The 21,649-nt window shown below is 71.2% G+C and carries 21 protein-coding genes; 13 read left to right on the top strand and 8 right to left on the bottom strand.

Translation table 11 applies throughout. The annotated features are described in order from the left end of the window. The first annotated feature begins 6 nt into the window (after positions 1–6). The 4 genes from DMB66_RS06390 (at position 7) to DMB66_RS06405 (ending at position 3,268) form a co-directional block, all read left to right on the top strand. Positions 7–918, top strand: coding sequence for a carbohydrate ABC transporter permease (locus DMB66_RS06390; RefSeq protein ID WP_125803065.1), 912 nt, complete (start codon positions 7–9; stop codon positions 916–918). 19 nt (positions 919–937) lie between these two features. Beyond that, a complete protein-coding gene (locus DMB66_RS06395; RefSeq protein WP_125803066.1) occupies positions 938–1,873 on the top strand; it encodes a carbohydrate ABC transporter permease in 936 nt (311 codons plus the stop codon). Positions 1,874–2,051: 178 nt separating this feature from the next. Next, on the top strand, positions 2,052–2,390 hold the full coding sequence (locus DMB66_RS06400; protein WP_125803067.1) for a helix-turn-helix domain-containing protein: 339 nt from the start codon (positions 2,052–2,054) through the stop codon (positions 2,388–2,390). Between the two features lie 5 nt (positions 2,391–2,395). Beyond that, positions 2,396–3,268, top strand: a complete 873-nt coding sequence (locus DMB66_RS06405; RefSeq protein ID WP_233624336.1) for an ImmA/IrrE family metallo-endopeptidase — start codon at positions 2,396–2,398, stop codon at positions 3,266–3,268. 71 nt (positions 3,269–3,339) lie between these two features. Here the strand turns inward: DMB66_RS06405 and DMB66_RS06410 are convergent, their stop codons facing one another. Next, positions 3,340–5,598, bottom strand: a complete 2,259-nt coding sequence (locus DMB66_RS06410; RefSeq protein WP_125803068.1) for a glycoside hydrolase family 3 C-terminal domain-containing protein — start codon at positions 5,596–5,598, stop codon at positions 3,340–3,342. Between the two features lie 59 nt (positions 5,599–5,657). Here DMB66_RS06410 and DMB66_RS06415 point away from each other — a divergent pair, with 59 nt between their 5' ends. The 3 genes from DMB66_RS06415 to DMB66_RS06425 all read left to right on the top strand — a co-directional run bounded on the left by DMB66_RS06415 (position 5,658) and on the right by DMB66_RS06425 (position 8,333). After that, complete coding sequence (locus DMB66_RS06415) at positions 5,658–6,254, top strand: TetR/AcrR family transcriptional regulator (protein ID WP_125803069.1); 597 nt, start codon at positions 5,658–5,660, stop codon at positions 6,252–6,254. An 82-nt stretch (positions 6,255–6,336) separates the two neighbouring features. Beyond that, positions 6,337–8,028, top strand: coding sequence for a bifunctional 3'-5' exonuclease/DNA polymerase (locus tag DMB66_RS06420; protein WP_125803070.1), 1,692 nt, complete (start codon positions 6,337–6,339; stop codon positions 8,026–8,028). Positions 8,029–8,120: 92 nt separating this feature from the next. Further along, positions 8,121–8,333 carry a dodecin gene (locus tag DMB66_RS06425; protein WP_125803071.1) on the top strand — a complete coding sequence of 71 codons (213 nt, stop codon included), beginning with the start codon at positions 8,121–8,123 and terminating at the stop codon, positions 8,331–8,333. 46 nt (positions 8,334–8,379) lie between these two features. Here the strand turns inward: DMB66_RS06425 and DMB66_RS06430 are convergent, their stop codons facing one another. From DMB66_RS06430 to DMB66_RS63520, 3 genes are all read right to left on the bottom strand, one after another. Next, positions 8,380–9,048 (bottom strand): hypothetical protein, encoded by a 669-nt coding sequence (locus tag DMB66_RS06430; RefSeq protein WP_233624337.1) that lies wholly within the window; start codon positions 9,046–9,048, stop codon positions 8,380–8,382. A gap of 174 nt (positions 9,049–9,222) precedes the next feature. Beyond that, positions 9,223–10,044, bottom strand: coding sequence for a metal-dependent hydrolase (locus DMB66_RS06435; RefSeq protein ID WP_125803072.1), 822 nt, complete (start codon positions 10,042–10,044; stop codon positions 9,223–9,225). Positions 10,045–10,163: 119 nt separating this feature from the next. Beyond that, complete coding sequence (locus tag DMB66_RS63520) at positions 10,164–10,628, bottom strand: DUF1707 domain-containing protein (RefSeq protein ID WP_233624338.1); 465 nt, start codon at positions 10,626–10,628, stop codon at positions 10,164–10,166. A gap of 388 nt (positions 10,629–11,016) precedes the next feature. Between DMB66_RS63520 and DMB66_RS06445 the strand changes: the two genes are divergently transcribed. The 3 genes from DMB66_RS06445 to DMB66_RS06455 all read left to right on the top strand — a co-directional run bounded on the left by DMB66_RS06445 (position 11,017) and on the right by DMB66_RS06455 (position 14,253). After that, on the top strand, positions 11,017–12,222 hold the full coding sequence (locus DMB66_RS06445; protein ID WP_125803074.1) for a sensor histidine kinase: 1,206 nt from the start codon (positions 11,017–11,019) through the stop codon (positions 12,220–12,222). Beyond that, on the top strand, positions 12,219–12,905 hold the full coding sequence (locus tag DMB66_RS06450; protein WP_125803075.1) for a response regulator transcription factor: 687 nt from the start codon (positions 12,219–12,221) through the stop codon (positions 12,903–12,905). The genes DMB66_RS06445 and DMB66_RS06450 overlap by 4 nt, the downstream gene beginning before the upstream one ends. 220 nt (positions 12,906–13,125) lie before the next feature. Next, on the top strand, positions 13,126–14,253 hold the full coding sequence (locus DMB66_RS06455; RefSeq protein WP_125803076.1) for a serine hydrolase: 1,128 nt from the start codon (positions 13,126–13,128) through the stop codon (positions 14,251–14,253). Positions 14,254–14,270: 17 nt separating this feature from the next. Here DMB66_RS06455 and DMB66_RS06460 read toward each other — a convergent pair whose 3' ends face one another. From DMB66_RS06460 to DMB66_RS06470, 3 genes are all read right to left on the bottom strand, one after another. Beyond that, complete coding sequence (locus tag DMB66_RS06460) at positions 14,271–15,140, bottom strand: trans-aconitate 2-methyltransferase (protein ID WP_125803077.1); 870 nt, start codon at positions 15,138–15,140, stop codon at positions 14,271–14,273. 96 nt (positions 15,141–15,236) lie between these two features. Then, positions 15,237–15,731 (bottom strand): NUDIX domain-containing protein, encoded by a 495-nt coding sequence (locus DMB66_RS06465; RefSeq protein WP_233624339.1) that lies wholly within the window; start codon positions 15,729–15,731, stop codon positions 15,237–15,239. Positions 15,732–15,814: 83 nt separating this feature from the next. After that, positions 15,815–16,420: a LysE family translocator gene (locus DMB66_RS06470; protein WP_125803079.1), complete on the bottom strand. Its 606-nt coding sequence runs from the start codon at positions 16,418–16,420 to the stop codon at positions 15,815–15,817. A 74-nt stretch (positions 16,421–16,494) separates the two neighbouring features. Here DMB66_RS06470 and DMB66_RS06475 point away from each other — a divergent pair, with 74 nt between their 5' ends. Together DMB66_RS06475 and DMB66_RS06480 are read left to right on the top strand one after the other, a co-directional pair. Beyond that, positions 16,495–17,448: a LysR substrate-binding domain-containing protein gene (locus tag DMB66_RS06475; protein WP_125803080.1), complete on the top strand. Its 954-nt coding sequence runs from the start codon at positions 16,495–16,497 to the stop codon at positions 17,446–17,448. 269 nt (positions 17,449–17,717) lie between these two features. After that, positions 17,718–18,311 (top strand): HD domain-containing protein, encoded by a 594-nt coding sequence (locus DMB66_RS06480; RefSeq protein WP_125803081.1) that lies wholly within the window; start codon positions 17,718–17,720, stop codon positions 18,309–18,311. A gap of 68 nt (positions 18,312–18,379) precedes the next feature. On the opposite strand, the gene DMB66_RS06485 is transcribed toward DMB66_RS06480, so the two are convergent. Continuing rightward, positions 18,380–18,874 carry an NUDIX domain-containing protein gene (locus DMB66_RS06485; RefSeq protein ID WP_125803082.1) on the bottom strand — a complete coding sequence of 165 codons (495 nt, stop codon included), beginning with the start codon at positions 18,872–18,874 and terminating at the stop codon, positions 18,380–18,382. A gap of 115 nt (positions 18,875–18,989) precedes the next feature. Between DMB66_RS06485 and DMB66_RS06490 the strand changes: the two genes are divergently transcribed. After that, positions 18,990–21,596 carry a glucosidase gene (locus DMB66_RS06490; protein WP_233624340.1) on the top strand — a complete coding sequence of 869 codons (2,607 nt, stop codon included), beginning with the start codon at positions 18,990–18,992 and terminating at the stop codon, positions 21,594–21,596. Positions 21,597–21,649: the final 53 nt, after the last annotated feature.

The raw sequence follows: 21,649 nt of genomic DNA on the forward strand, positions 1-21,649 counted from the left end.
AGAACCATGAAGCACGGCAGGTACCCGTTCATCATTGGCTTCCTGATCGTGCCGGTGGCCATCTATGCGACGTTCGTGATCGCGGCGTACGTCCAGGCGTTCCAGCTGTCGTTCACCAACTGGCGGGGCTTCTCGCCGGACGTCAGCTACATCGGCTTCGACAACTTCGTGAAGCTCTTTCAGGACAACACCTTCTGGAAGGCGATCCAGCATCACATCCTGCTGCTGATCTTCCTTCCGCTGCTCACGATCATCCTGGCGCTGTTCTTCGCGTTCCTGCTCAACGTGGGCGGCGGCTCGAAGGGCGGCCGTACCCGGGGGGTCTGGGGTTCGAAGTTCTACCGGGTGGTGTTCTTCTTCCCGCAGCTGCTGGCCCTGGCCCTGGTCGCGGTCATCTTCTCCCGGGTCTACTCCTCCGACGACAGCGGCCTGATCAACGGCCTGCTGAACCAGTTCGGCGCCGGGCCGGTGCTGTTCCTCGCCGACAAGAACCTGGCGCTGTGGTCGATCCTGGCCGTGCTCGTCTGGCAGGCGGTCGGCTTCTACGTGGTGCTCTTCTCCGCCGGGATGGGCTCCATCCCGACGGAGATCTACGAGGCCGCCGCGCTGGACGGCGCCACCCGGGGCACCCTGTTCTTCAAGGTGACCCTGCCGCTGCTGTGGAACACGCTGCAGGTCGCCTGGGTCTACCTGGGTATCGCCGCCTTCGACGCGTTCGCGCTGGTCAACGTCATGTCCGTGGACCGCGGCGGCCCGGACGGCGCGACCACGGTGCTGGGCCTGGAGATCTACCGCAACGCCTTCGACTACGCACAGTTCGGCTACGCCTCGGCGATGGGTGTCGTGCTGTTCTTCCTCACCATCACCTTCGCGGCGCTGACCCTGCGGGTCACCAAGCGCGAAGCGATCGAGCTGTGAGCCGGACCGGGAGCCTACGATGACAAACCTGATGAGTTCCGACAGCCCGGCGGTGCCGCCGGGGACAGCGCCGCGCCCCGGCTCGCGGCACGCCGCGGCCGCGAGCCGCGACAAGCGCGAGATCAAGCTCTTCAGCGGCTTCGCCCACGTCGCGCTGGCGGTCTGGGGACTGCTGGTCATCGCGCCGCTGATCTGGGTCGTGCTCGCGTCGTTCAAGAGCAACACCGAGATCTTCACGCACGCGCCGTTCAGCCTGCCGAGCCAGATCTCCTTCGAGACCTACAAGACGGCCTGGACCGAGGCGCACGTCGGGCGCTACTTCCTCAACAGTGTCTTCGTGGTGGCGATCAGCACGGCCGGCACGATGCTGCTCGGCTCGATGGCCGCCTACGTGCTGGCCCGCTACAAGTTCTTCGGCAACCGCTTCATCTACTACCTGTTCGTCTCGGGCCTGGCCTTCCCGGTGTTCCTGGCGCTGGTGCCGCTGTTCCTGATCCTGCAGAACCTCAACCTGCTGAACACCTACACCGGCCTGATCCTGGTCTACATCGCCTACTCGCTGCCGTTCACGGTCTTCTTCATGACGGCCTTCTTCAAGACGCTGCCGAACCAGATCGCCGAGGCCGCGATCGTCGACGGCGCCTCGCACACCCGGCTGTTCTTCCAGGTCATGCTGCCGATGGCGAAGTCCGGCCTGGTCAGCATCACGATCTTCAACATCGTCGGCCAGTGGAACCAGTACCTGCTGCCGGTCGCGATCATGCAGGGCGCGGGCGCCGAGAAGAAGTGGGTGCTCACCCAGGGCATCGCGAACATCTCGGTCTCGGCGGGCTACCAGGCCAACTGGGCCGCGCTGTTCGCGGCCCTCACGCTCTCGATCCTGCCGATGATCATCGTGTACGCGTTCTTCCAGCGCCAGATCCAGTCCGGCCTCACCGCCGGCGCGACCAAGTAGCAGCACCGCACCGACCCACCGGGCGGCGCTCTTCCCGCGGGAAGAGCGCCGCCCGGCGCGTGATGTCCGTTTCGGCGCTGGGCGTCCCGAGCGCGGCGGTGAGCATGGCACCGGGCCGACGGATCACCTAGACTGAATCACCAGAACCGATCATGATTCAAGCTTGGGGGCGGCGGTCATGACCAGCATCAACATTGGCGCACTGATTGAGAAGGCCCGGTTGGCCGCGGGCCTCAGCCAGCGCGCACTCGCCGACGCCACCGGCATCTCGCAACCTACGTTGTCGCGGATCATCTCCGGCGATCGCGTGGCGAAGCTGCCGGAGATCGTTGCCATCTCGTGGGCAACGGGCTACACGGTTGCCCAGCTCAGCGGGGTAAGCACGGTGGCCGACCGGGTCCAGTGCGCGGCCCGGGCCACCAACGGTGCCGGCATGGAGGACATGCGTGAGGCGCTGCTGCACTTCCTCGAACTGGACGACTACCTGGATGAGCAGGCCATTCCTGCCACGATCTGACGGCGGTGACCACTGTGTACCCCGAGGACGACGGGCGTGCGGCTGCTGAGCGGTTCCGGCAGGAACACCGCTTGGGGTTGCAGCCGTTGGGCGACCTTGTCGCGTTGATCGAGCAGTCGGCCGGCATCGACGTGGCCATCCTCGACGCGAAACCCGATGAACACGGCCTGACGATGCGGGATCCGCTACGCGGTGCCGTGTTCATCGGTGTGGCGCGCACCCGACACCCGATGCGGCAACGAAGCACGCTGGCTCACGAGCTCGGTCATGCCATCTTCGGCGACTGGGCGGACAACAGCACCTGCGACTGGAGCGAACGGTCGCCCGCGGAGAAACGCGCTGACGCCTTCGCCCGGCACCTCCTGCTGCCGGTCGAAGGCCTTAAGACATTCCTCGGCGCCCCGCAAGAGGTAAGCCTGGGCACGCTGTCGGCCGTCGTGCAGAGATTCCTGGTGTCACCGCAGATCGCTGCCATCGCGCTCGAACAGGCGAGATACATCGATGCCCCCGCCAAGCGCGAGTGGATGTCTGTGTCCGCTCCTCAACTCGCCATCCGTTTCGGGTGGAGTGACCAGTACCGGGCGCTTGAGGCCGACGCAGATCGGCGGCGAGCACCGCAACGGCTGCTGTCCCGCGCCATTCAGGGCTACGCCGAGGGAGTCCTCTCCGCTCAAACGATCGCTACCCTGCGCGGCATCACGCCCAAGCTCGCCGTGACGGAGCTCCGCGAAGCCGGAATCCTCCCCGCGCAACATCCTGTCGCCTGGGCAGATCCTGAGGATCTACCGGAGGTCCAGGTGGATCTCAACGCTCTGGATGACGCACTCAACGCAAGGGACGAGCCACTCGGCACGGCATCGGAGCCGGAGGCTGGATGACCCACCGACCAATCATCGAGGACCGCCCGTCCGACCCCCGCCGCCACCTTTGACTGGGTTGAAGACCGCTGTTACTGGGCGGTGAAGCGCTGCACCGCAGCTTCCACGTCGGGTTCGGTGACGGGGAAGCCCGGGAAGCGCGACAGCCGCACCAGCGGGATGGCGCGCATCATCTGGCCGTTGACCGGATCGCTGAGCAGGGCCGTGAACAGGCCGTCGCCGAGCTGCTCGTGCAGCCACGGGCCGGCGACGGCGTGCCCCAGCCAGGCGTCGACGGTCGCCTCGGCGGTCAGCGGCGCGCCGGTGTCCTGGCCGGTCAGCTCGACGGCGCCGGTGAGCCGGATGTCGCGGGAGGACGAGCCGACCCGGATGCCGAACGCGCCGCCCTCGACGACCCAGCGCTTCATGGCCGTGTGCCAGAACGCGAACGCCCGGGTCGGCAGGGTCAGGGTCACCTGGGCGCTCTCGCCCGGCGCGAGGCTGACCTGCGTGAACGCGCGCAGCTCCTGCTCGGGGCGGTAGACGGTGGCCTGCGGGTCGGTGACGTAGAGCTGGACGGTCTCGCGGCCGGCGCGCTCGCCGGTGTTGGTGACCGTGAGGCCGACCTCGACGCTCGGCTCGGCGCCGTCGGCGAGCACGGTGACGGACAGGTCGCTGTAGGCGAAACTCGTGTACGACAGGCCGTGGCCGAACGGGTATGCCACCTCGAGGCGGTGGGCGTCGTACCAGCGGTAGCCGATCAGCAGGCCTTCGCCGTACCGGACATGGCCGAGCTCGCCGGGGAACGCGCCGACCGCCGGGTTGTCCTCGAAGCGCAGCGGGACGGTCTCGGCGAGCCGGCCCGCCGGGTCGGCCGCGCCGAGCAGCAGGTCGGCGGTCGCGCTGCCGCCGGCCTGGCCGAGCAGCCAGCCCTCCAGGACGGCCTGCGCGCGGTCCTGCCAGGGTGCGACGGTGACGACCGAGCCGTTGGAGAGCACGACCACGACCCGCGGGTTGGCGTCCGCGACCGCGTGCAGCAGGTCGATCTGGTGCGCCGGTAGGTCCATGTGGTCGCGGTCGTAGCCCTCGGACTCGTACGACGGCGGCAGCCCGAGGAAGAGCACCGCCACGTCGGCGCCGGCCGCGGTTCGCACCGCCTCGGCGACCAGGTCGTCGTCGGCGGCGTCCGAGTCGATCACGAAGCCGGGGGCGAAGGCGACCTCGCGGTGCCCGTCGAGGGCCGCGCGCAGGGCGTCCAGCGCGGTCTCCACCCGGGTCGGGTTGACCTGCGAGGAGCCGGCGCCCTGGAAGCGCGGCGACCGGGCGAACTCACCGATCACCGCGATGGTGCCGCCGCCGCGCGGGTCGAGCGGGAGGATCCCGTCGGTGTTCTTGAGCAGCACCGCGCTGGCGGCAGCCGCCTCGCGGGCGAGCGCGTGGTGCGCCTCGGCGTCGAAGGTCTGCCCCTCGCGCAGCGCCGGCCGGGACTTTTCGATCAGCGTCAGCACCCTGGTCACGGCCCGGTCGACGTCCGCCTCGCTCAGGGTCCCGGCCCGGACGGCGTCCAGGATGACGCGGGTGCCGGCGCCGCCGGAGGAGGGCATCTCCAGGTCGAGGCCCGCGGCCACGCCGGCGTCGCGGCGGTTGACGGCGCCCCAGTCGGAGACGACCAGGCCCTCGAAGCCCCACTCGTCGCGCAGCACCTGGGTGAGCAGCCAGGGGTCCTCGCTCGCGTACGTGCCATTGATCTTGTTGTAGGAACACATCACGGTCCAGGGCTGGGCCTGGGTGACGACCCGCTCGAAGGCTGGCAGGTAGATCTCGCGCAGGGTCCGCTCGTCGACGTCGGCGGAGACCGTCATCCGGTCGGTCTCCTGGTTGTTGGCGGCGAAGTGCTTGAGCGAGGCGCCCACCCCGGTGCTCTGCAGCCCGTTCACCAGGGCCGCGGCGAGGTCGCCGGCGAGCAGCGGGTCCTCGGAGAAGTATTCGAAGTTGCGGCCGCACAGCGGCGAGCGCTTCATGTTGACCCCCGGGCCGAGCAGCACGGCGACCTGCTCGGCGCGGCACTCGCGGCCCAGCGCCTCGCCGATGCGCCCCAGCAGCTCGGGGTTCCAGGTGGAGGCGAGCCCGGCGGCGGGCGGGAAGCAGGTGGCCGGGACGCTGTCGTTGAGGCCGACGTGGTCCGACTCGCCGGTCTGTTTGCGCAGCCCGTGCGGCCCGTCGGTGACCATGACGCCCGGGATGCCCAGGCGCTCGACCGGCTGGGTGTGCCAGAAGTCGGCGCCGTCCAGCAGGGCGGCCTTCTCCTCGATGGTGAGTGCGGCGAGCAGCGCGGGCACGTCAAGAGTCATGACGTGACCGTAACAACGAAAACCTCCGCGCGGAAGTTTTTGTGTCCTACGATGACCGGATGGACGAGGCTCCCGACATCGCCCGGCGCGGGGCGTACGACAAGGGCGTCCGCCGGCGGCGGGAGATCCTCGACCGGGCCATCGAGGTCTTCGCCGAGCGCGGCGCCGAGGGCACCTCGCTGCGGGCGATCGGCGAGGCCATCGGGGTCTCGCACGCGGCGCTCAAGCACTATTTCGCCTCCCGCGAGGAGCTGCTGATCGAGGTCTACCGGGCCGCCGAGGAACGCTCGCTGGCCGAGGACCCGGTGCCGGCGGACGGCTCGGTCGTCGGGCTGATGACCCAGGCGGCGCGCCGCAACCACGGCGTGCCGGGCCTGGTCCAGCTCTACTCGACGCTGGTGGCGGGCGCGCTGGAGGAGGGCCACGAGCCGTCCCGGGTGTTCTTCGGCGAGCGCTTCGCGCAGCTGCGGCTGTTCCTGGCCGAGCGCATCGAGACGGAACAGCGCGCCGGGCGGATCCGCCCGGACATCACGCCCGGCGCGGCGGCTGCCTTGATCATCGCGGCCTCCGACGGGCTGCAGACCCAGTGGCTGCTGGATCCGCGGGTCGACATCGAGAAGTCGTTGGAGCTGCTGGAAGGCCTGCTGCGCGCCTGACGCCCGGGCATTTCGCCCGGCCGCCGGCCCGGCGCCGGCGGGATCGACCGAAGATGTCGTACCCGCCGGGCAGAATGGCCCCGTGCTGGTAGCGGTGGTGTCCGACGACGGGAGCTGGCACGGTTCCGGCCGCTGGCAGGAGGTGCATCCCGACGGCCGGCCCGCGGGCGAGCCGGTCCGCGTCGTCGATCTGCCGGCCGCCATCGCCGCGCGTGAGGCCGCCGAGCATCCCCGCTGGCTCTGGGCGGCCACCACCGAGGGCTATCCCACCCTGCTGCGCGCCGGCGTCCGGGTGCGCCGCTGCCACGACGTCGAGCTGACCGAGGCGCTGCTGCTCGGCCACGCGGGCCGCTGGGGTGAGCCCCGCGCGCTGGCCGCGGCCTGGGCCCGCCTGACCGGCGCCGCGGTGCCGGCCGATCCGCCGCCGCGGCTCCCGCAACCGCCGGGCTTCGCCCAGGGCGCCCTCTTCGAGGCGTTGTCCGGGCCGCCGGCCGCCGCCGGCTCGGTGGTGCTCGAGGCCCTGACCAGGGTGTACGCGGACCAGCACGCGCGGATTGCCGCCACCGGCCTGCCCGGCCGCTTCGCGCTGCTGGTGGCCGCCGAGTCCGCGGGCGCGCTGGTCGGCGCCGAGATGGGCCACGCCGGCCTGCCGTGGCGCGCGGAGGTCCACGACCAGTTGCTGCGCGACCTGCTCGGCCCGCTCCAGCCGGTCGGGCCGCCCCGCCGGCTGGCCGAGCTCGCGGCCGAGGTGAGCGCGGCCTTCGGCGTGCACGGCCTGCACCTGGATTCCCCGGCGGAGGTGGTGCGCGCCTTCTCCCGGGCGGGCATCGAGGTGCCCAACACCAGGGCCTGGGAGCTGCGCAAGGTCGAGCATCCGGCGGTGAAACCCCTGCTCGAATACAAGGAGCTCTACCGGATCTGGACGGCGCACGGCTGGGCCTGGCTCGACGCCTGGGTCAGCGAGGGCCGCTTCCGGCCGGAATACGTCCCGGGCGGTGTGGTCTCCGGCCGCTGGGCCACCCGCGGCGGCGGCGCGCTGCAGGTGCCCAAGGTGGTCCGCCGCGCGGTGGTGGCCGACCCGGGCTGGCGCTTCGTGGTGGCCGACGCCGGCCAGTTGGAGCCGCGCGTGCTGGCGGCCGTCTCCGGCGACTCCCGGCTGGCCCGCGCCGGCGCCGCCGGTGACCTCTACGCGGCCCTGGCCACCGACTCGTTCGGCGGCGACCGGGCCAAGGCCAAGGTGGCCCTGCTCGGCGCCATGTACGGCCAGACCGGCGGCGCGGCGATCCCGGCCCTGGCGGTGCTGCGGCAGAGCTATCCGACGGCGTTCGACTACGTGGAGGCCGCGGCCCGCACCGGCGAGGCGGGCGGGCTGGTCCGTTCCTGGCTGGGCCGCACCTGCCCACCGGCGTCCACGGCCTGGCGCGACGCGGGCCTGGAGCCGCCCGAGGAGGCCGGCTCGGCCGAGCCCCAGGGCGGCGCGTCGGGCCGGGCCCGCGGCCGCTTCACCCGCAACTTCGTCATCCAGGCGACGGCGGCCGAGTGGGCGCTGGTCCTGCTCGCGACGCTGCGCACGGCGCTGGAGGGCACCCGGGCCGAGCTGGTGCTGTTCGTGCACGACGAGGTGGGCGTGCACTGCCCGGCCGAGGAGGCGGAGCAGGTCGCCGAGGCGGTGCGGGCGAGCGCGGCCAAGGCGGGCGATCTGCTGTTCGGCGACACCGCGGTGCGTTTCCCCCTCGACGTGTCAATCGTGGAGTGCTACGCCGACTCCGCCTGAGCCTTGCGCGTCACCCGCGCGGGCGGTACGCAGTTCGTGGGAACGGGACTTCCTCCGTCGTGGCGGCTGTCCCGCCAGCGACGGGAGAGATGATGAGTGACCACACCTACCGGGTGACCGAGATCGTCGGCAGCTCGCCGGAGGGCGTCGACCAGGCCATCCGCAACGGCGTCCGGCGGGCCTCGGAGACCCTGCGCAATCTCGACTGGTTTGAGGTGACCGAGATCCGGGGCCACCTGGAGCGGGGCGAGGTCGGGCACGTCCAGGTCACGATGAAGGTCGGGTTCCGCCTCGACGAGCCGTGAGCCGGCCCCGGCGGTCTTAGCCTCGATCCGATCCACGGATCGAGGCTTAGGGAGAGCGGTCTTCGGGAGAGACGCGCAGCCGCAGGTAGGCGCGGTCGTCGAAGCTGATCTGCCCGGCGGTGACGCCCTTCGTCCCGCGCAGCGCGCCGACGCAGTGCGGATCCTCGGCCAACAGCTCGGCCAGCCGCGCCTCGCTCCCGGCCAGGGTCGGGTGGACCTCCGGGTAGCCGTCGCTGGCCAGCACCAGTTCGTCGACGTGGCCGGGCACGTCGTGCACCACGATCAGGGACGGTGGCACCGGGCGGCCGTCGATCGCCGCGAAGCCGTACGGTCCTGCTCTGTTGCGCAGCGCGCCCTGGCGCGAGATCAGCGCCCGGGCCGCGAGCCGGCCGGGGTCGGTGGCCGCCAGGTCCAGCTCCCCGGCGGTGGCCTCGGCTGCGATGATCGCGGCCCGGAAGTCGGCGGCGATCCGGTCGAGCGGCTTGCGCGGCCGGCCGGAACCGGCCGGCAGGCCCGGATAGTGGAACGCGACGTCCCCGATCTGCCACACCTGCCGGAGCCGGCGCGAGTAGACGGTCACCGCAGCGCTGGGACGCACGGCCGGCGGCAACTCCGGGTCGAGCCGCTCGGCGAGCGTCGACGTCAGCCGGGCCGTGGCGGTGGTCACGTCCGCGTCGGGCGGGAGAGCCTGGAGGGCGTCGACGCAGGCTGCCATCGCCCACCGGCCACCGGCCACCGGCGACGCCCGTCGTGCCGTACCGCCGGCCGGTGATGTCGGTGGCGCCGTCCACGATCGCCGCGTGACCGTCGGTCACGACCACGGCGTCCTCGCAGCTGAGCGGGTCGCCGGCCTTGCCGGCGACGAAGCGCTCGAGGACCCGCACGCCGGTCAGCCGTCGGCCCAGACGTCCAGGTCCAGGCGCTGCAGCAGGTGTGGGGCGAACATGCCGAAGACCGACAGGATGGCGATCACCGTGAACACGGTGCGCAGCACGAGCACCTCGGCGCGCCCACCGACCTTGACGGCCATCCCGTTGGGCACCCCGATCATCCGCCACATCCGGCGCCCGATGGGTATCGGCCACAGGATCGGCACGCCGTTCTTGGTGATGATGTCGCCCAGCAGGTGCACGAAGCAGCCGACGCCCACCGCGAAGCCCAGCATCGGATAGCCGCGGTCGCCGGGCAGGTTCGCCGCGGTGAACCAGGCGATCACGCCCGACGCCAGCGTCACGATGAGCCAGCCGGCGCGCTCGGCCCACTCGTCGAACAGCCCGCGCAGGGCCAGGCCGGCCATGAAGAACACCACGGCCACGACCGCCCACTTGCCATAGTTCGCGCACAGCGCCGTCGTGCCCCAGCCGACCAGGCCGCAGAACGGCAGCGTGTGGGTGAAGGTGCGGTGCCCGTTGTTGCGGCGCGGGTCCTTGCTCAGCTTGGTCGCCGTGTAGATGCCGAGCGAGATCTTCTCGATGACCTCGGCCACGAACAGCGAGAACACGCCGAACGTCCGGGCGACGGTCGCGCCGCCCTGGTTTCTGGTGACCTTGCCGGACAGGTCCAGGTCGGGCAGCAACGCACCGCCCGCGCAGACGGCTGTGCCCACCGCGATCGCCAGCGGCGACTGGTCGTACCCCGCGAATTGATCCAAGGCCCAACTGCCGGCCAGCCAGACGGCCGCGCCCGACAGTGCGTGCGACGGACCCATCATGGTCGTGCCCACCCTCCCCGTAGTCCCGGCGCGACGGTGGCCGGGGGTAAACCTGGCAACTGTCGCAGAGCGGGGAGGGGTGGGCAACGACCGCCACGTCTACAGTGGAGTGTTCAAGATCACCTATAGGTCGGCGCGTTCCACGGCGCGACGTGGTGCCGGTAGCTGTACTCGGCCCGGTAGCGGCCGTACCGGGCGTGCCGCATCAAACCCATGACCAGGAAGAAGAGCGGAATCGCGGGCCAGAAGAAGTGCGCGCCCGACAGCGCCCAGATCCCGGTCAGGAAGACCGCGAGCAGCGCCACGAAACCGGCGTGCCGGCGCAGATGTCGGCGTGTCGCGGCTTGCGCCTGCGGTGTTTCGGCCAGAGCGCGGCGGCCGTTGTCGGGCAGATCGGCGGTGAGCGGGGCGAGCTCGTCGCGGAACTTGGCCGCGTACACCTGGCCGAGACGCTCCTCACCCTCCTCGAGGGTGAGCCGCCCCTCGGCCATCGCGGCCCGCAGCATCTCGGCGACCTGCTCGCGCTCGGTGTCGGAAGTCCGGAGCCGATGGGGCCCGGACCGGGTTGCGTCGTTGGGATTCACATTGACCTCCTGCGAGCGTGGCTGACTGACTTCCAGGTTCGCGGATCGGCCGCCGGGCCGCGTCGCCCCGGCGGAGCATCTGGTACGCCGTCGGCGGAGCAGCAAGCCCCCTGCGCCGTACGCCCTGGGGAGTACGCGGCCCCGGTCGCTACTCCCTGGGGCGCACAAGAGGGTCGCCGGCGCGCGGATGTGCCGGTGAGCAGCGGTGCCGTAGGTTCGAGAGGTGCGAGACCGGGGCCTGCAAGACCAGCCGGGTCGGCCGGGAGGATCCGGCCGCCGGCCTTTCGAGGGCTCAAGCGGGGTCTCCGGAGACCGCGCGTGGTCCTGGGACGGCGCCCGTTCCCCCCGGGGTGCACCACCGAGATGGTCGGGCGCCGCAGGTCGCGGCATGCGCCACGGGCCCCGGCCGCACGCGGTCATCGCCGCTCTGTGCTTCCACGTCTTCGGAAACTGGACGGAGGCCGGCCACCTCGCTTACCCGCGCGACATGATCGCGCACGCATTGCTGCTGGTCGGCCCGGTCGCCCTGGCCTGGCGCGGGCGGGCGCCGATCGCCGTCCTCGCGGTCACCGGCGCGGCCACGATCGGGTTCGCCACCTTCAGCACACCGACCTGGACATATGCCGTGGCGCCGGTCATCGCCCTGTTCACCGCCGTGCGCGAGGGGCACCGCCGGTCCGCGTTCATCACCGCGGCCGCCGGCTACCTGGCCTACCTGACGATCACCTGGTTCTGCGCCGATCCGCTCGGGCTGCCGGCCACGGCCCGCCCGGCCCTGCGCGACGCCGTGCTCACGGCCTTCGGGCTGGCCCTGACGGCCTTCATCGGCAGCGCGGCCCGGGCCCGTGCCGCCTACCTGGCCGAGATGACCAAGGCGAAAGCCGAACGCACCCGCGCCCGGGAGGAGCAGGAGCGCCGCCAGGCCTCCGACGAGCGGCTGCGCATCGCCCGCGAGCTGCACGACGTGCTCGGCCACCACCTCTCGCTGATCAATGTGCAGGCCGGGGTGGGGCTGCACCTGATGGACAACCGGCCGGAACAGGCCCGCGAGGCGCTGGCCGCGATCAAGACCGCCAGTTCCGAGGCGCTGCGGGAGGTCCGCGCGGTGCTCGGCGTGCTCCGCCCGGAGGAGGAAGCGGCCCCCCGCCAGCCCGCGCTGGGCCTGGACCGCCTCACCGACCTCACGGCGGACGCCGGCCTGCCGGTGCAGACCGAAACCGTGGGGGAGCGGCGCGACCTGCCGGCCGAGGTGGACCGCGCGGCATACCGGATCGTCCAGGAAGCCCTCACCAACGTGCGCCGGCACGCGACCACCGGCGCCGCGGCCACGGTCTCGGTCGCATACGAGCCGGACGAGCTCCGCCTGACGATCCGCAACGACGGCCCCCGCAAGGCACAGCGCCCCGACCCCGCCGCCGCTGGCGCCGCCGATGGCGATGGCGATGCTGATGGGCACGGCAGCGGCATCGCCGGGATGCGCGCCCGGGCCGCGAGCCTGGGCGGTTCCCTCGACGCCGGCCCGCTCCCCGACGGCGGCTACCTGGTCGCCGCCGTACTGCCCACCAGGACGACCCCGACGAGGGAGCCCGCATGATCACGGTTCTGCTGGCGGACGACCAGGCCCTGGTGCGGGCCGGCTTCCGCGCGCTGCTCAACGCGGAGCCGGACATCGAGGTGGTCGCCGAGGCCGGCGACGGCCTGGAGGCGGTCCGGCTGGCCGTCCAGACCCGCCCGGACGTGGTGCTGATGGACATCCGGATGCCCGGAGTGGACGGGCTGGAGGCCACCCGCCGCATCGCCGCGGAGCCCGCGCTGGCCGGTGCCCGGGTGGTCATCCTGACCACATTCGAGCTGGACGAGTACGTCTTCGAGGCGCTGCGCACCGGCGCCTCGGGCTTCCTGGTCAAGGACACCGAGCCGGTCGAGCTGCTGCGCGCGGTCCGGGCGGTCGCGGCCGGCGACGCCCTGCTGTCGCCGAGCGTCACCCGGCGGGTCATCGGCGAGTTCGCCTCCCCGGGCGGCCGAGGCCGCCCGGCGATGCCACCCGAGGAGGCCGAACGCCGGCTGGAAGGGCTCACCGACCGCGAGCGAGAGGTGATGGTCCTGGTCGGCGAGGGACTGTCCAACGACGAGATCGCGACCCGGCTGGTGATCAGCCCGGCGACCGCGAAAACCCACGTCAGCCGCACGATGGTCAAGCTCGGCGCCCGCGACCGCGCGCAGCTGGTGGTCTACGCCTATGAGGCCGGGCTGATCCGGCCGGGCTGGCTCGCTTGACGGTCCGGCTCGGTCGCCGAGGGAGAGTCGGTCGCCGGGGGAGTGCTCGGTCGCCGGGGGAGTGCTCGGTCGCCGGGGGAGTGCTCGGTCGTCTAGGGAGTGCTCGGTCGCCGAGGGAGAGATCGGTCGTCTAGGGAGAGTCGGTCGCCTAGGGAAATCAGGGTCGCGATCGGGGAGATCACCCGATCAGCCAGGCGACAATGGACGACAGGGTAACGGCATGACATTTCCACGCCGTGCCCTCGGCATCCTCCTGGTCGCCGCCGTCCTCGCCGGCTCCGCCGCCAACCCCGCCGCTGCGGCCACCGCGCCGGCGCTCCCTCCGCTCGATCCGGCGAAGCTTTCCGCGGCCATCGCCGGCCTGCCGAACGGCGAGGCCAGCGGGGCATTGGTCCGGATCCGTGGCCGGGCCGGCGCGTGGTCGGGAGCCTCGGGGATCGCCGAGCTCGGCAGCACCGAGCCACCCCGGCTGGACGGCCGGTTCCGGGTGGGCTCGATCACGAAGACCTTCACCGCCGTCGTCGCTCTGCAACTGGCCGCGGAGCGGCGCGTGGATCTCGACCGCCCGGTGCAGTCTTACCTGCCCGGCCTGCTGCCCGGAGACTATCCCCCGATCCCGGTCCGCACGCTGCTCAACTGGACCAGCGGCATCAACGGCCTAGGCGTCAACTCGAAGGACCCGGGCTGGTTCCGCGATCACCGCTACGACCACTTCGAGCCGGGTAGCCAGCTCGACCTGAGCAAGCCCCTGGCGTTCCCACCCGGCACAGCGCAGCGGTACGGCAACGCCGACTACATCCTGGCCGGTCTGCTGATCGAGAAGGTGACCGGCAACCGGTGGGCCGACGAGGTCACCCGCCGCATCATCCGGCCGCTGCACCTGACCGGCACCAGCGTGCCCGGCGAGGACCCGCGCATCCTTGGCCCGCACGCGCGTGGCTACGAGGTCACCGCGGAGGGATGGATGGACGTCACCGAGGCCAATCCGTCCCTGCAATGGTCGGCTGCCTCGATCATCTCCACCGCGGCAGACCTGGACCGGTTGATGGTCGCCCTGTTCCGCGGCCGGCTCCTGCCGAAGAAGCAGCTGAACGAGATGTTCACCGTCCCGAACGTGAAGATCTTCGGCACCGACCAGCCGGCGGTGTATTCGGCCGGGCTGACCAGGTTTCAAATCGGTGACCTGACGGTGTGGGCGAAGAGTGGCGACCGGCCCGGCTACAACAACGGCATGGGCGCGACGCGGGACCTGTCCCGGCGGCTGGTCTATTCGGTCAACACCTTGCACATGGGCGGTGCCGAACAGCCCAAGGTCGCCCAGAAGATCATCATGGCGGCCCTGACCTGAGCCTGCCCGGAGAGCAGCTATGCGGGGAAGGCGCGGCGGGCCAGGAACAGGTCGGTGACGTGCAGCATGTCGATGCCGCCGCCGTGCCGGTTCAGGGCGGCGGCCGTCTCCGCCAGCGCGCGGCGGCGGAGCTCGTCCGGCAGGACGCGGTAGGTCGAGACGGATTCGAGGAACTTCAGGTAGCGGTCGGTGTCGTAGTGCGTCTCCTCGCGGAGCCGGACCTCCCGAAGATCCTCGAAGCGCGGGTCGTCTCGGCACTCGGCGGCCGGCCAGTCAACGCGGAGCCGGCCGTCGCGGCCGGCCTCATCCGCGGACTGGCCGGCCGCGCCCCAGTCCCCGGCCTCGAGCCCGTAGGTCGGCGCCGGCCGGGAGTGCGGCGAGTCGCCGAGGCCGTGGCGGGCGTCGATGCGCGAGAGGTCGGCGTGCAAGTCAGGGTCCAGCACGCCCTGCGGGTTCCAGAACAATGCCACGGTCCCGCCGGGGTGCAGCGCGTCCGCGACGGTCGTCCAGCGCCGCGATCGGTGCACCCAATGCCACGACGTGGCGGCCAGCAGCATCCCGAAATGCCGATCACCGCGCTCCCACGACTCGAACGAGGTGACCTCGACACTCACGCCGGGAAACGCGGCCGTGTTGCGTCGCAGAACCTCGGCCATCCGGGTGTCCGGCTCGAGGCACGTGACGGCCACCCCGCTGGCGGCGAACAGCACGGTGGCCTTGCCGGTGCCCGCGCCGATCTCGACCGCCGTGCGTTCGGACGCGTCCGCGTACGTCAGCACCTCCGCGACCAATGCCGGGTGATAGCCCGGGCGGCCGGCATCGTAGGCCGCCGCGGCCGCGCCGAAGACCGTTCTGCCGGGTTCGTCCAGGTGCTTGTCGGCGGTCATGTTCGTCCGTCCCGTGAGGCAGCGCCGCCGACCGTACCGGCCGGAGGTTGCCACACCAACCGCTTTCCGTTCGGGGGCTCCGGGTTCAGTGTTTGTTCACAGGCCGAGCGGCACCGGCTCGGCCGGAACGCCATGGGTGACCAGTGCTGTCAACCGGGTGGCCAGGTCGCGTGGCCCGAAGAGGTCGGGGCCGCGGTAGGCGACGATGTCCGGCAGCGGCCACCATCGCACGTCGCTGATGTTCTCCGCGGCGAGTTCGTCGTCGGACAGGGTGCCTCGCGGCACGAACGCGCCGGTGCGGACGAGGAAGTAGTCGTTGACCACGCCCTCGTAGCCCGGTAAATGCCCGGGCGCGACGACTTCCTGGTGCCACACGTGTGGCGGGTTGGTGTCAAGGACGAGGCCCACCTCTTCCCGCAGCTCGCGGCGCAGCGCCGCGAGCGATGTCTCGCCATTTTCGACGCCTCCGCCGGGCGCTGCCCAGACAACTCTTGGGGGCGGGTCCGGAATGGCATGTCGACAGAGCAGGATCCGATCGTCGTCGGTGAGGATGAGCGCGCGGACTGAATGACGCAGGTTCAGCGAGGGCACGCTGGGCATTCTCAAGGATGTGCGCCGTCGGGGCACGCGAGTTGAGAGGAGCGCGTCCCGCAGCCGGCCCGGGCCGGGGCGACTCAGGCTCCGGCCGCGACGGCCACTCCCAGCAGGACCAGCACGCCGCCGGTGACGGCCTGCAGGCGGCGGTGCACTGCCGGTCTCGTGGCGAACGACCGTCCCCGGTTCACCGCCCAGGTGAAGAGCACATACCAGCAGGCCGTCACCAGCGCCCAGATCGCGCCGAGGGCGAGGCTGGACAGGAACACCGGCCCGTCCGCGGTCACGAACTGGGGGAGCAGCGAGATCGCGAAGACGCCGGCCTTGGGATTGCCGAGGTTGGTGGCGAGGCCGGCGAGGTAACCACCCCACCGGGCCGGCGCCGGCGCTGCCGGCGCCTTCTTGCGCAGCGCCAGCAGGGTGCTCAGCCCCAGGACGGCGAGCACCGCTCCGCCGGCGGTCCGGATGATCGCGTACGCGGCCGGGTTGGCCAGCACCACCGCCGACAGCCCGGCGGCCGCCGCGGTCGTCCAGATCAGCAGGCCGGTGGCCGTGCCCGCGATGCCGGCCCAGGCCGCGCGCCGGCCGCCGGCCAGGGTCTGGCGGACCATGAGGGCCTGGCCCGCACCGGGAAGCATCGCCAGGAGCCAGGTCGTGGTGATGAAGGCGGCGAGGTGAGTGGGCATGACCTCAGCCTGCGGTGGTCAGGGCATGAAGAGAATGCTCGAAGTTGGCAGCCAGCATTCACTATTCTTCACGCATGGAGCCGGCCCAGCTGCAATTGCTCGCGCTGATCGAGCGGCACGGCTCGATGGCCGGCGCTGCGCAGGCCCTGGGCCGCACTCCTGCGGCGATCACCCAGAAGCTCGCGAAGGCCGAACGGGAGCTGAGGACGACGCTCGTGCACCGCGGCCCGCGCGGGGCCACGCTCACCGCGGCCGGCGTCCTGCTCGCTCGGCATGGACGGATCATCGACGAGGAGACGCAGCGCGCCGCGCTCGGTCTCGACGGGCTGCTCGGCCGCCTCTCCCTGCGGTTGCGCATCGGTGCCTTCCAAGCTGCGGCCCTGCACCTCCTGCCGCCCGCCCTCACGGCGTTGCGGCACCGCTACCCGGACGCCGATCTCACCGTCACCGACATCACATCCGACCAGGGCATCGACGAGGTCGTCGCGGGCCGCCTCGACATGGCGGTCATCGCGTCATGGGACACGCCGATCACACCACCCGACCTGGTCACGGTCCACCCGCTGCTGCGCGACCCGATGGTCGTGGTCCTGCCCGACGACCACCCGACCCTGGCCGGGCCGACCCTGGCCGGGCCAGCGGTGACCGAGACGGCGGCGGTCGGCCTGGAGCAGTTCCGCGACGAGGCTTGGGTGACCATTCTGGCCGGTCACGCGGCCCGGGCCCAGTTCGACCGGGTCACCGCCGCCGCCGGCTTCGCACCTCGGATCCGCTTCCAGACCGCGTCGTATGACGTCGCTCAGGCTCTCGTGGGCACCGGCATCGGCGTCGCCCTGGTGTCGCGGCTTGCCCTGACTCACGTGCCGCACACCGCTCACCGGGCGCTGCGCCCGCCCGTGCCGCATCGTGACCTGCAGGTTGTCACGATGACCGACGCGACGGTCACGCCGATGGTCGAGGTCTTCCTGCGGCTGCTCCGCGACGTGGCGAGCGACCTCGAGTCCAGCTGGGCGGCCGAGCCCGGCTAAGCGCCTGCTCCCGGCGGAGGGTGACAGGCTGCCGAGGCCGCTCCGGGTCACTTCTCGAGGTGCTGGCCGGCTGGACGCCCGACGACTGCACCTTCGGCGCCATGAGTCACTGAAGGTCACACTCACCCCTGTGTCTTGCTGGCAGTGCATCCGTAGGGTGGGGATCTCCAGCGACACCGCCGATGACCATCAGGAGTGCATGTGGCCGCGCGGATCCCGGACAGCGTCTCGATCGATGCTTCGCATCCGATCGAGGCCGTGCACGGCGGATGATCCCCACCGACCGGCAGATCCGGGCGCTGCACCAGCGGTACGCGCCCACCGCGGAAGCCTTCGACCTCGTCTACACGCACTGCGAGATCGTCTGCGCGGTGGCGGAGCAACTGCTCGGCGCGCACCGGCCTGCCCTCAACGTCGAGTTGGTGCGGGCGGGATGCTTGCTGCACGACATCGGTGTCTACCGGCTGTACGACGCGGCGGGCGAGCTTGACCAGGCGAACTACATCCGGCACGGCGTGCTGGGCTACGCCCTGCTGCGGGATCTCGGATTCCCGGATTCGGTGTGCCGGTTCTGTTCCCACCACACCGGTGTGGGGCTCAGCCGCGAGGACGTGCTGCGGCAGGGACTGCCGCTTCCCGCCGGCGACTACCTGGCCGGGACCGACGAGGAACGACTCGTGATGTACGCCGACAAGTTCCACAGCAAGACGGCGCCGCCGGTGTTCGTGACAGCTACCTCGTACCTGGCTGCCATCCGGCGGTTCGGTGAGGACAAGGCGGTCCAGTTCGCGGCGCTGGCCGAGCAGTTCGGCGAGCCGGACCTGGCGACGCTGGCCCGTCGCTATCGACACCCGCTCGGATAGGGCATCGCGCCGAGGGGACCCGCCGTCACCGGGACGGTGCCCGGGCAGGACCGTGTCCAGAAACAGGATCAGTATCCGGGGATCTCGCTTTCGCCGGGCTGGGCGAACCAGGCCGGGGCATTCTCGTCCAGCGAGGTGCGGATGCGGATCATGGCGAACGGGTTCATTTCCGGCAGTGCGTCCGGGGCGAACCAGCCGACCGCGATCGACTCCGAGTCGTTGACCCGGGCCTCGCCGCCCACCGCGCGGCAGCGGAACCAGGTGTTGACCATGTGGCAGCGGTCGCCGTTGCCGTAGACGATCTCGTGCAGGGCGACGCCGGCCAGGCGTTCGATCTTCACCTGGACGCCGGTCTCCTCCTCGACCTCGCGGACCAGCGCGTCCGCGGGCTGCTCGCCCGGGTCCATCATGCCGGCGATGACCGACCACTGGTGGTTGTCGCTGCGCTGCCCGAGGAGGATCTCGCCGCAGTCGTTGAGCACGATCGCGCTGACCGTCGGGAACATGATCAGGTCGTGACCGACCCGGGCGCGCAGGTTCTTGACGTACTCGGAGGCAGGCATGAGGGCACCCTAGTAAAGGACGGCGCCGGCGATCTTTCGTCGCGGGCTCCGTTAGTGTTCGTAACACCTGCCAGTAACAATTGCAGAAGGTCGGGACGAGGGGGTGGGCGGCGGCGTGGCGGAGCGTGAGCGCTTGGCGCAGGCGGACTCCGGCGAGCAGCCCTGGCGTGCCTGGGGTCCTTACCTCGCCGAGCGGGCCTGGGGCACGGTCCGGGAGGACTACAGCGAGCACGGCACCGCCTGGGACTATTTTCCGCACGATCACGCGCGCTCGCGGGCGTACCGGTGGAATGACGACGGCATGGCCGGCGTCTGCGATGACCGGCAGACCTTCTGTTTCGCCCTGGCCCTGTGGAACGGTGCGGACCCGATCCTCAAGGAGCGGATGTTCGGCCTCGGCGGTGACGGCGGCAACCACGGCGAGGACGCCAAGGAGTACTGGTGGTACCAGGACTCGACGCCGACCCACTCGTGGATGCGCTGGCGGTATCACTACCCGCAGGCGGCCTTCCCCTACGACGAGCTGGTCCGGGTCAACGGCCAGCGTTCCCGGGACGAGCCGGAGTACGAGCTGATCGACACCGGGGTCTTCGACGACGACCGGTTCTGGGTCGTGACCGTCGACTACGCCAAGGCGGACGTGGCGGACATGTGCATCGTCGTCACCGTCTCCAACCGGGGCCCGGAGGAGGCCACGCTGCACGTGCTGCCGTCGCTGTGGTTCCGCAACACCTGGTCCTGGGGCCTGCCCGGCCGCCCGGTCCCGGTCATCACCGGCAGCCCCGGGCGCCTGCACGGCGAGCACCGCGGCCTCGGGCACATCACCCTGACCGGCGAGGGCACGCCGCCCGCCCTGATGTGCGACAACGAGACCAACGCGCAGCGGCTGTGGGGCCTGCCCGGCACGAGCATGCACCCGAAGGACGGCATCAACGACCACGTCGTGTCGGGCGCGCCGACGGTCAACCCGGCCGGGGTGGGCACCAAGGGTGCGCTGCACTACGAGCTGACGCTGGGAGCGGGGGAGACCCGCGAGATCCGGCTGCGGCTGACCCGCGGCGACGAGGCACCCGGCGAGCCGGCCCTGGGCGAGGACTTCACTGCCGTCGTACGAGATCGGCTGGCCGAGGCCGACGATTATTTCGCCGAGCTGATCCCGGCGGCCGCCTCCGCCGAGGAGGCCGCCGTCGCCCGGCAGGGCATCGCCGGGCTGATGTGGGGCAAGCAGTTCTACCACTTCGACGTCAAGCAGTGGCTGGCCGGCGATCCCGGCTCCGCGCCACCGCCGCCCGGCCGGCGCTACGGGCGCAACAACGCCTGGTGGCACATGAACAGCTTCGACGTCATCTCCATGCCGGATCCCTGGGAATATCCCTGGTACGCGGCCTGGGACCTGGCGTTCCACTGCGTCTCGATCGCCCGGGTCGACCCCGGCTTCGCCAAGTCGCAGCTGCTGCTGTTGCTGCGCGAGTGGTACATGCACCCCAACGGGCAGATTCCCGCGTACGAGTGGGCGTTCGGTGACGTCAATCCGCCGGTGCACGCCTGGGCCGCGCTGCGGGTCTTCGAGATCGACGGCGGGGGCGACCACGACTTCCTGGCCCGGGTCATGCACAAGCTGCTGCTCAACTTCACCTGGTGGGTCAACCGCAAGGACGTCGGCGGCAACAACGTCTTCGAGGGCGGCTTCCTCGGGCTGGACAACGTGGGCCCGTTCGACCGGTCCGCGGCGCTGCCGGTGGCCGGCGTGCTGGAGCAGTCCGACGGCACCGGCTGGATGGCCATGTACGCCCTGAACATGCTCGACATGTCGATCCGGCTGGCCCTGCACGACCGCACCTACGAGGACATGGCCACCAAGTTCTTCGAGCACTTCGCGTACATCGCCGAGGCGGCGTACCGGCAGGGGCTCTGGGATGACGAGGACTCCTTCTTCTACGACGTGCTGCGGCTGCCCGACGGGCACCGGATGCCGCTCAAGGCCCGTTCCATCGTCGGCCTGCTGCCGCTGGCGGCCACCACCCGGCTGTCCGCCGGCACCCTCAACCGCCTGCCCGAGCTGGCCGCGCGGCTGCGCTGGCTGCTGGCCGGCCAGGCCGAGTATGCCGACGTGATCAGCGCCCGCCGGCTGTCGGCCGACGGCCGCCAGCAGCGGCTGCTGTCCATGGTGGGCCAGGACCAGCTGCTGCGGATCCTGGCCCGGATGCTCGATCCGGAGGAGTTCCTTTCCCCGTACGGCCTCAGAACGCTCTCCCGCGCGCACCTGGAGAAGCCGTTCACGGTGTCGCTGGGCGGCTCGGAGTTCACCGTCGGGTACGAGCCGGCGGAGAGCACCAGCGGGCTGTTCGGCGGCAACTCCAACTGGCGTGGCCCGGTCTGGATGCCGGTGAACTACCTGCTCATCGAGGCGCTGCGGGAGTTCGCGGCGTTCTTCGGCGACGACCTGATGGTGGAATATCCGACCGGCTCGCAGGTCAAGATGCCGCTCAGCGCGGTCGCCGACGACCTGTCCCGCCGGCTGGTGTCGCTGTTCGTGCCGGACTCGTGGGGGCGGCGCCCGATCTACGGCGCCTCGGAGGTCTTCCAGAACCACCCGGACTGGAAGGACCTGATCTCCTTCCCCGAGTACTTCCACGGCGACAACGGCGCGGGGCTGGGCGCCTGGCACCAGACCGGCTGGACGGCCCTCGCGGTGGACCTCATTCTGACCCTGCACCGCTGAGCCCCTGACCGGCGGTTCCTAGGTACGCGAACTCAGGAGCCGGGCGGCCGGTG

The sequence above is a fragment of the Actinoplanes sp. ATCC 53533 genome (assembly GCF_003947245.1).

Bases quoted from the DNA above. Each gene is read 5' to 3' on its own strand.
- DMB66_RS06390 (WP_125803065.1), top strand. From the start codon at position 7: ATGAAGCACGGCAGGTACCCGTTCATCATTGGCTTCCTGATCGTGCCG.
- DMB66_RS06395 (WP_125803066.1), top strand. From the start codon at position 938: ATGACAAACCTGATGAGTTCCGACAGCCCGGCGGTGCCGCCGGGGACA.
- DMB66_RS06400 (WP_125803067.1), top strand. From the start codon at position 2,052: ATGACCAGCATCAACATTGGCGCACTGATTGAGAAGGCCCGGTTGGCC.
- DMB66_RS06410 (WP_125803068.1), bottom strand. From the start codon at position 5,598: ATGACTCTTGACGTGCCCGCGCTGCTCGCCGCACTCACCATCGAGGAG.
- DMB66_RS06415 (WP_125803069.1), top strand. From the start codon at position 5,658: ATGGACGAGGCTCCCGACATCGCCCGGCGCGGGGCGTACGACAAGGGC.
- DMB66_RS06425 (WP_125803071.1), top strand. From the start codon at position 8,121: ATGAGTGACCACACCTACCGGGTGACCGAGATCGTCGGCAGCTCGCCG.
- DMB66_RS06430 (WP_233624337.1), bottom strand. From the start codon at position 9,048: ATGGCAGCCTGCGTCGACGCCCTCCAGGCTCTCCCGCCCGACGCGGAC.
- DMB66_RS06435 (WP_125803072.1), bottom strand. From the start codon at position 10,044: ATGATGGGTCCGTCGCACGCACTGTCGGGCGCGGCCGTCTGGCTGGCC.
- DMB66_RS06445 (WP_125803074.1), top strand. From the start codon at position 11,017: ATGCGCCACGGGCCCCGGCCGCACGCGGTCATCGCCGCTCTGTGCTTC.
- DMB66_RS06450 (WP_125803075.1), top strand. From the start codon at position 12,219: ATGATCACGGTTCTGCTGGCGGACGACCAGGCCCTGGTGCGGGCCGGC.
- DMB66_RS06455 (WP_125803076.1), top strand. From the start codon at position 13,126: ATGACATTTCCACGCCGTGCCCTCGGCATCCTCCTGGTCGCCGCCGTC.
- DMB66_RS06460 (WP_125803077.1), bottom strand. From the start codon at position 15,140: ATGACCGCCGACAAGCACCTGGACGAACCCGGCAGAACGGTCTTCGGC.
- DMB66_RS06470 (WP_125803079.1), bottom strand. From the start codon at position 16,420: ATGCCCACTCACCTCGCCGCCTTCATCACCACGACCTGGCTCCTGGCG.
- DMB66_RS06475 (WP_125803080.1), top strand. From the start codon at position 16,495: ATGGAGCCGGCCCAGCTGCAATTGCTCGCGCTGATCGAGCGGCACGGC.
- DMB66_RS06480 (WP_125803081.1), top strand. From the start codon at position 17,718: ATGATCCCCACCGACCGGCAGATCCGGGCGCTGCACCAGCGGTACGCG.
- DMB66_RS06485 (WP_125803082.1), bottom strand. From the start codon at position 18,874: ATGCCTGCCTCCGAGTACGTCAAGAACCTGCGCGCCCGGGTCGGTCAC.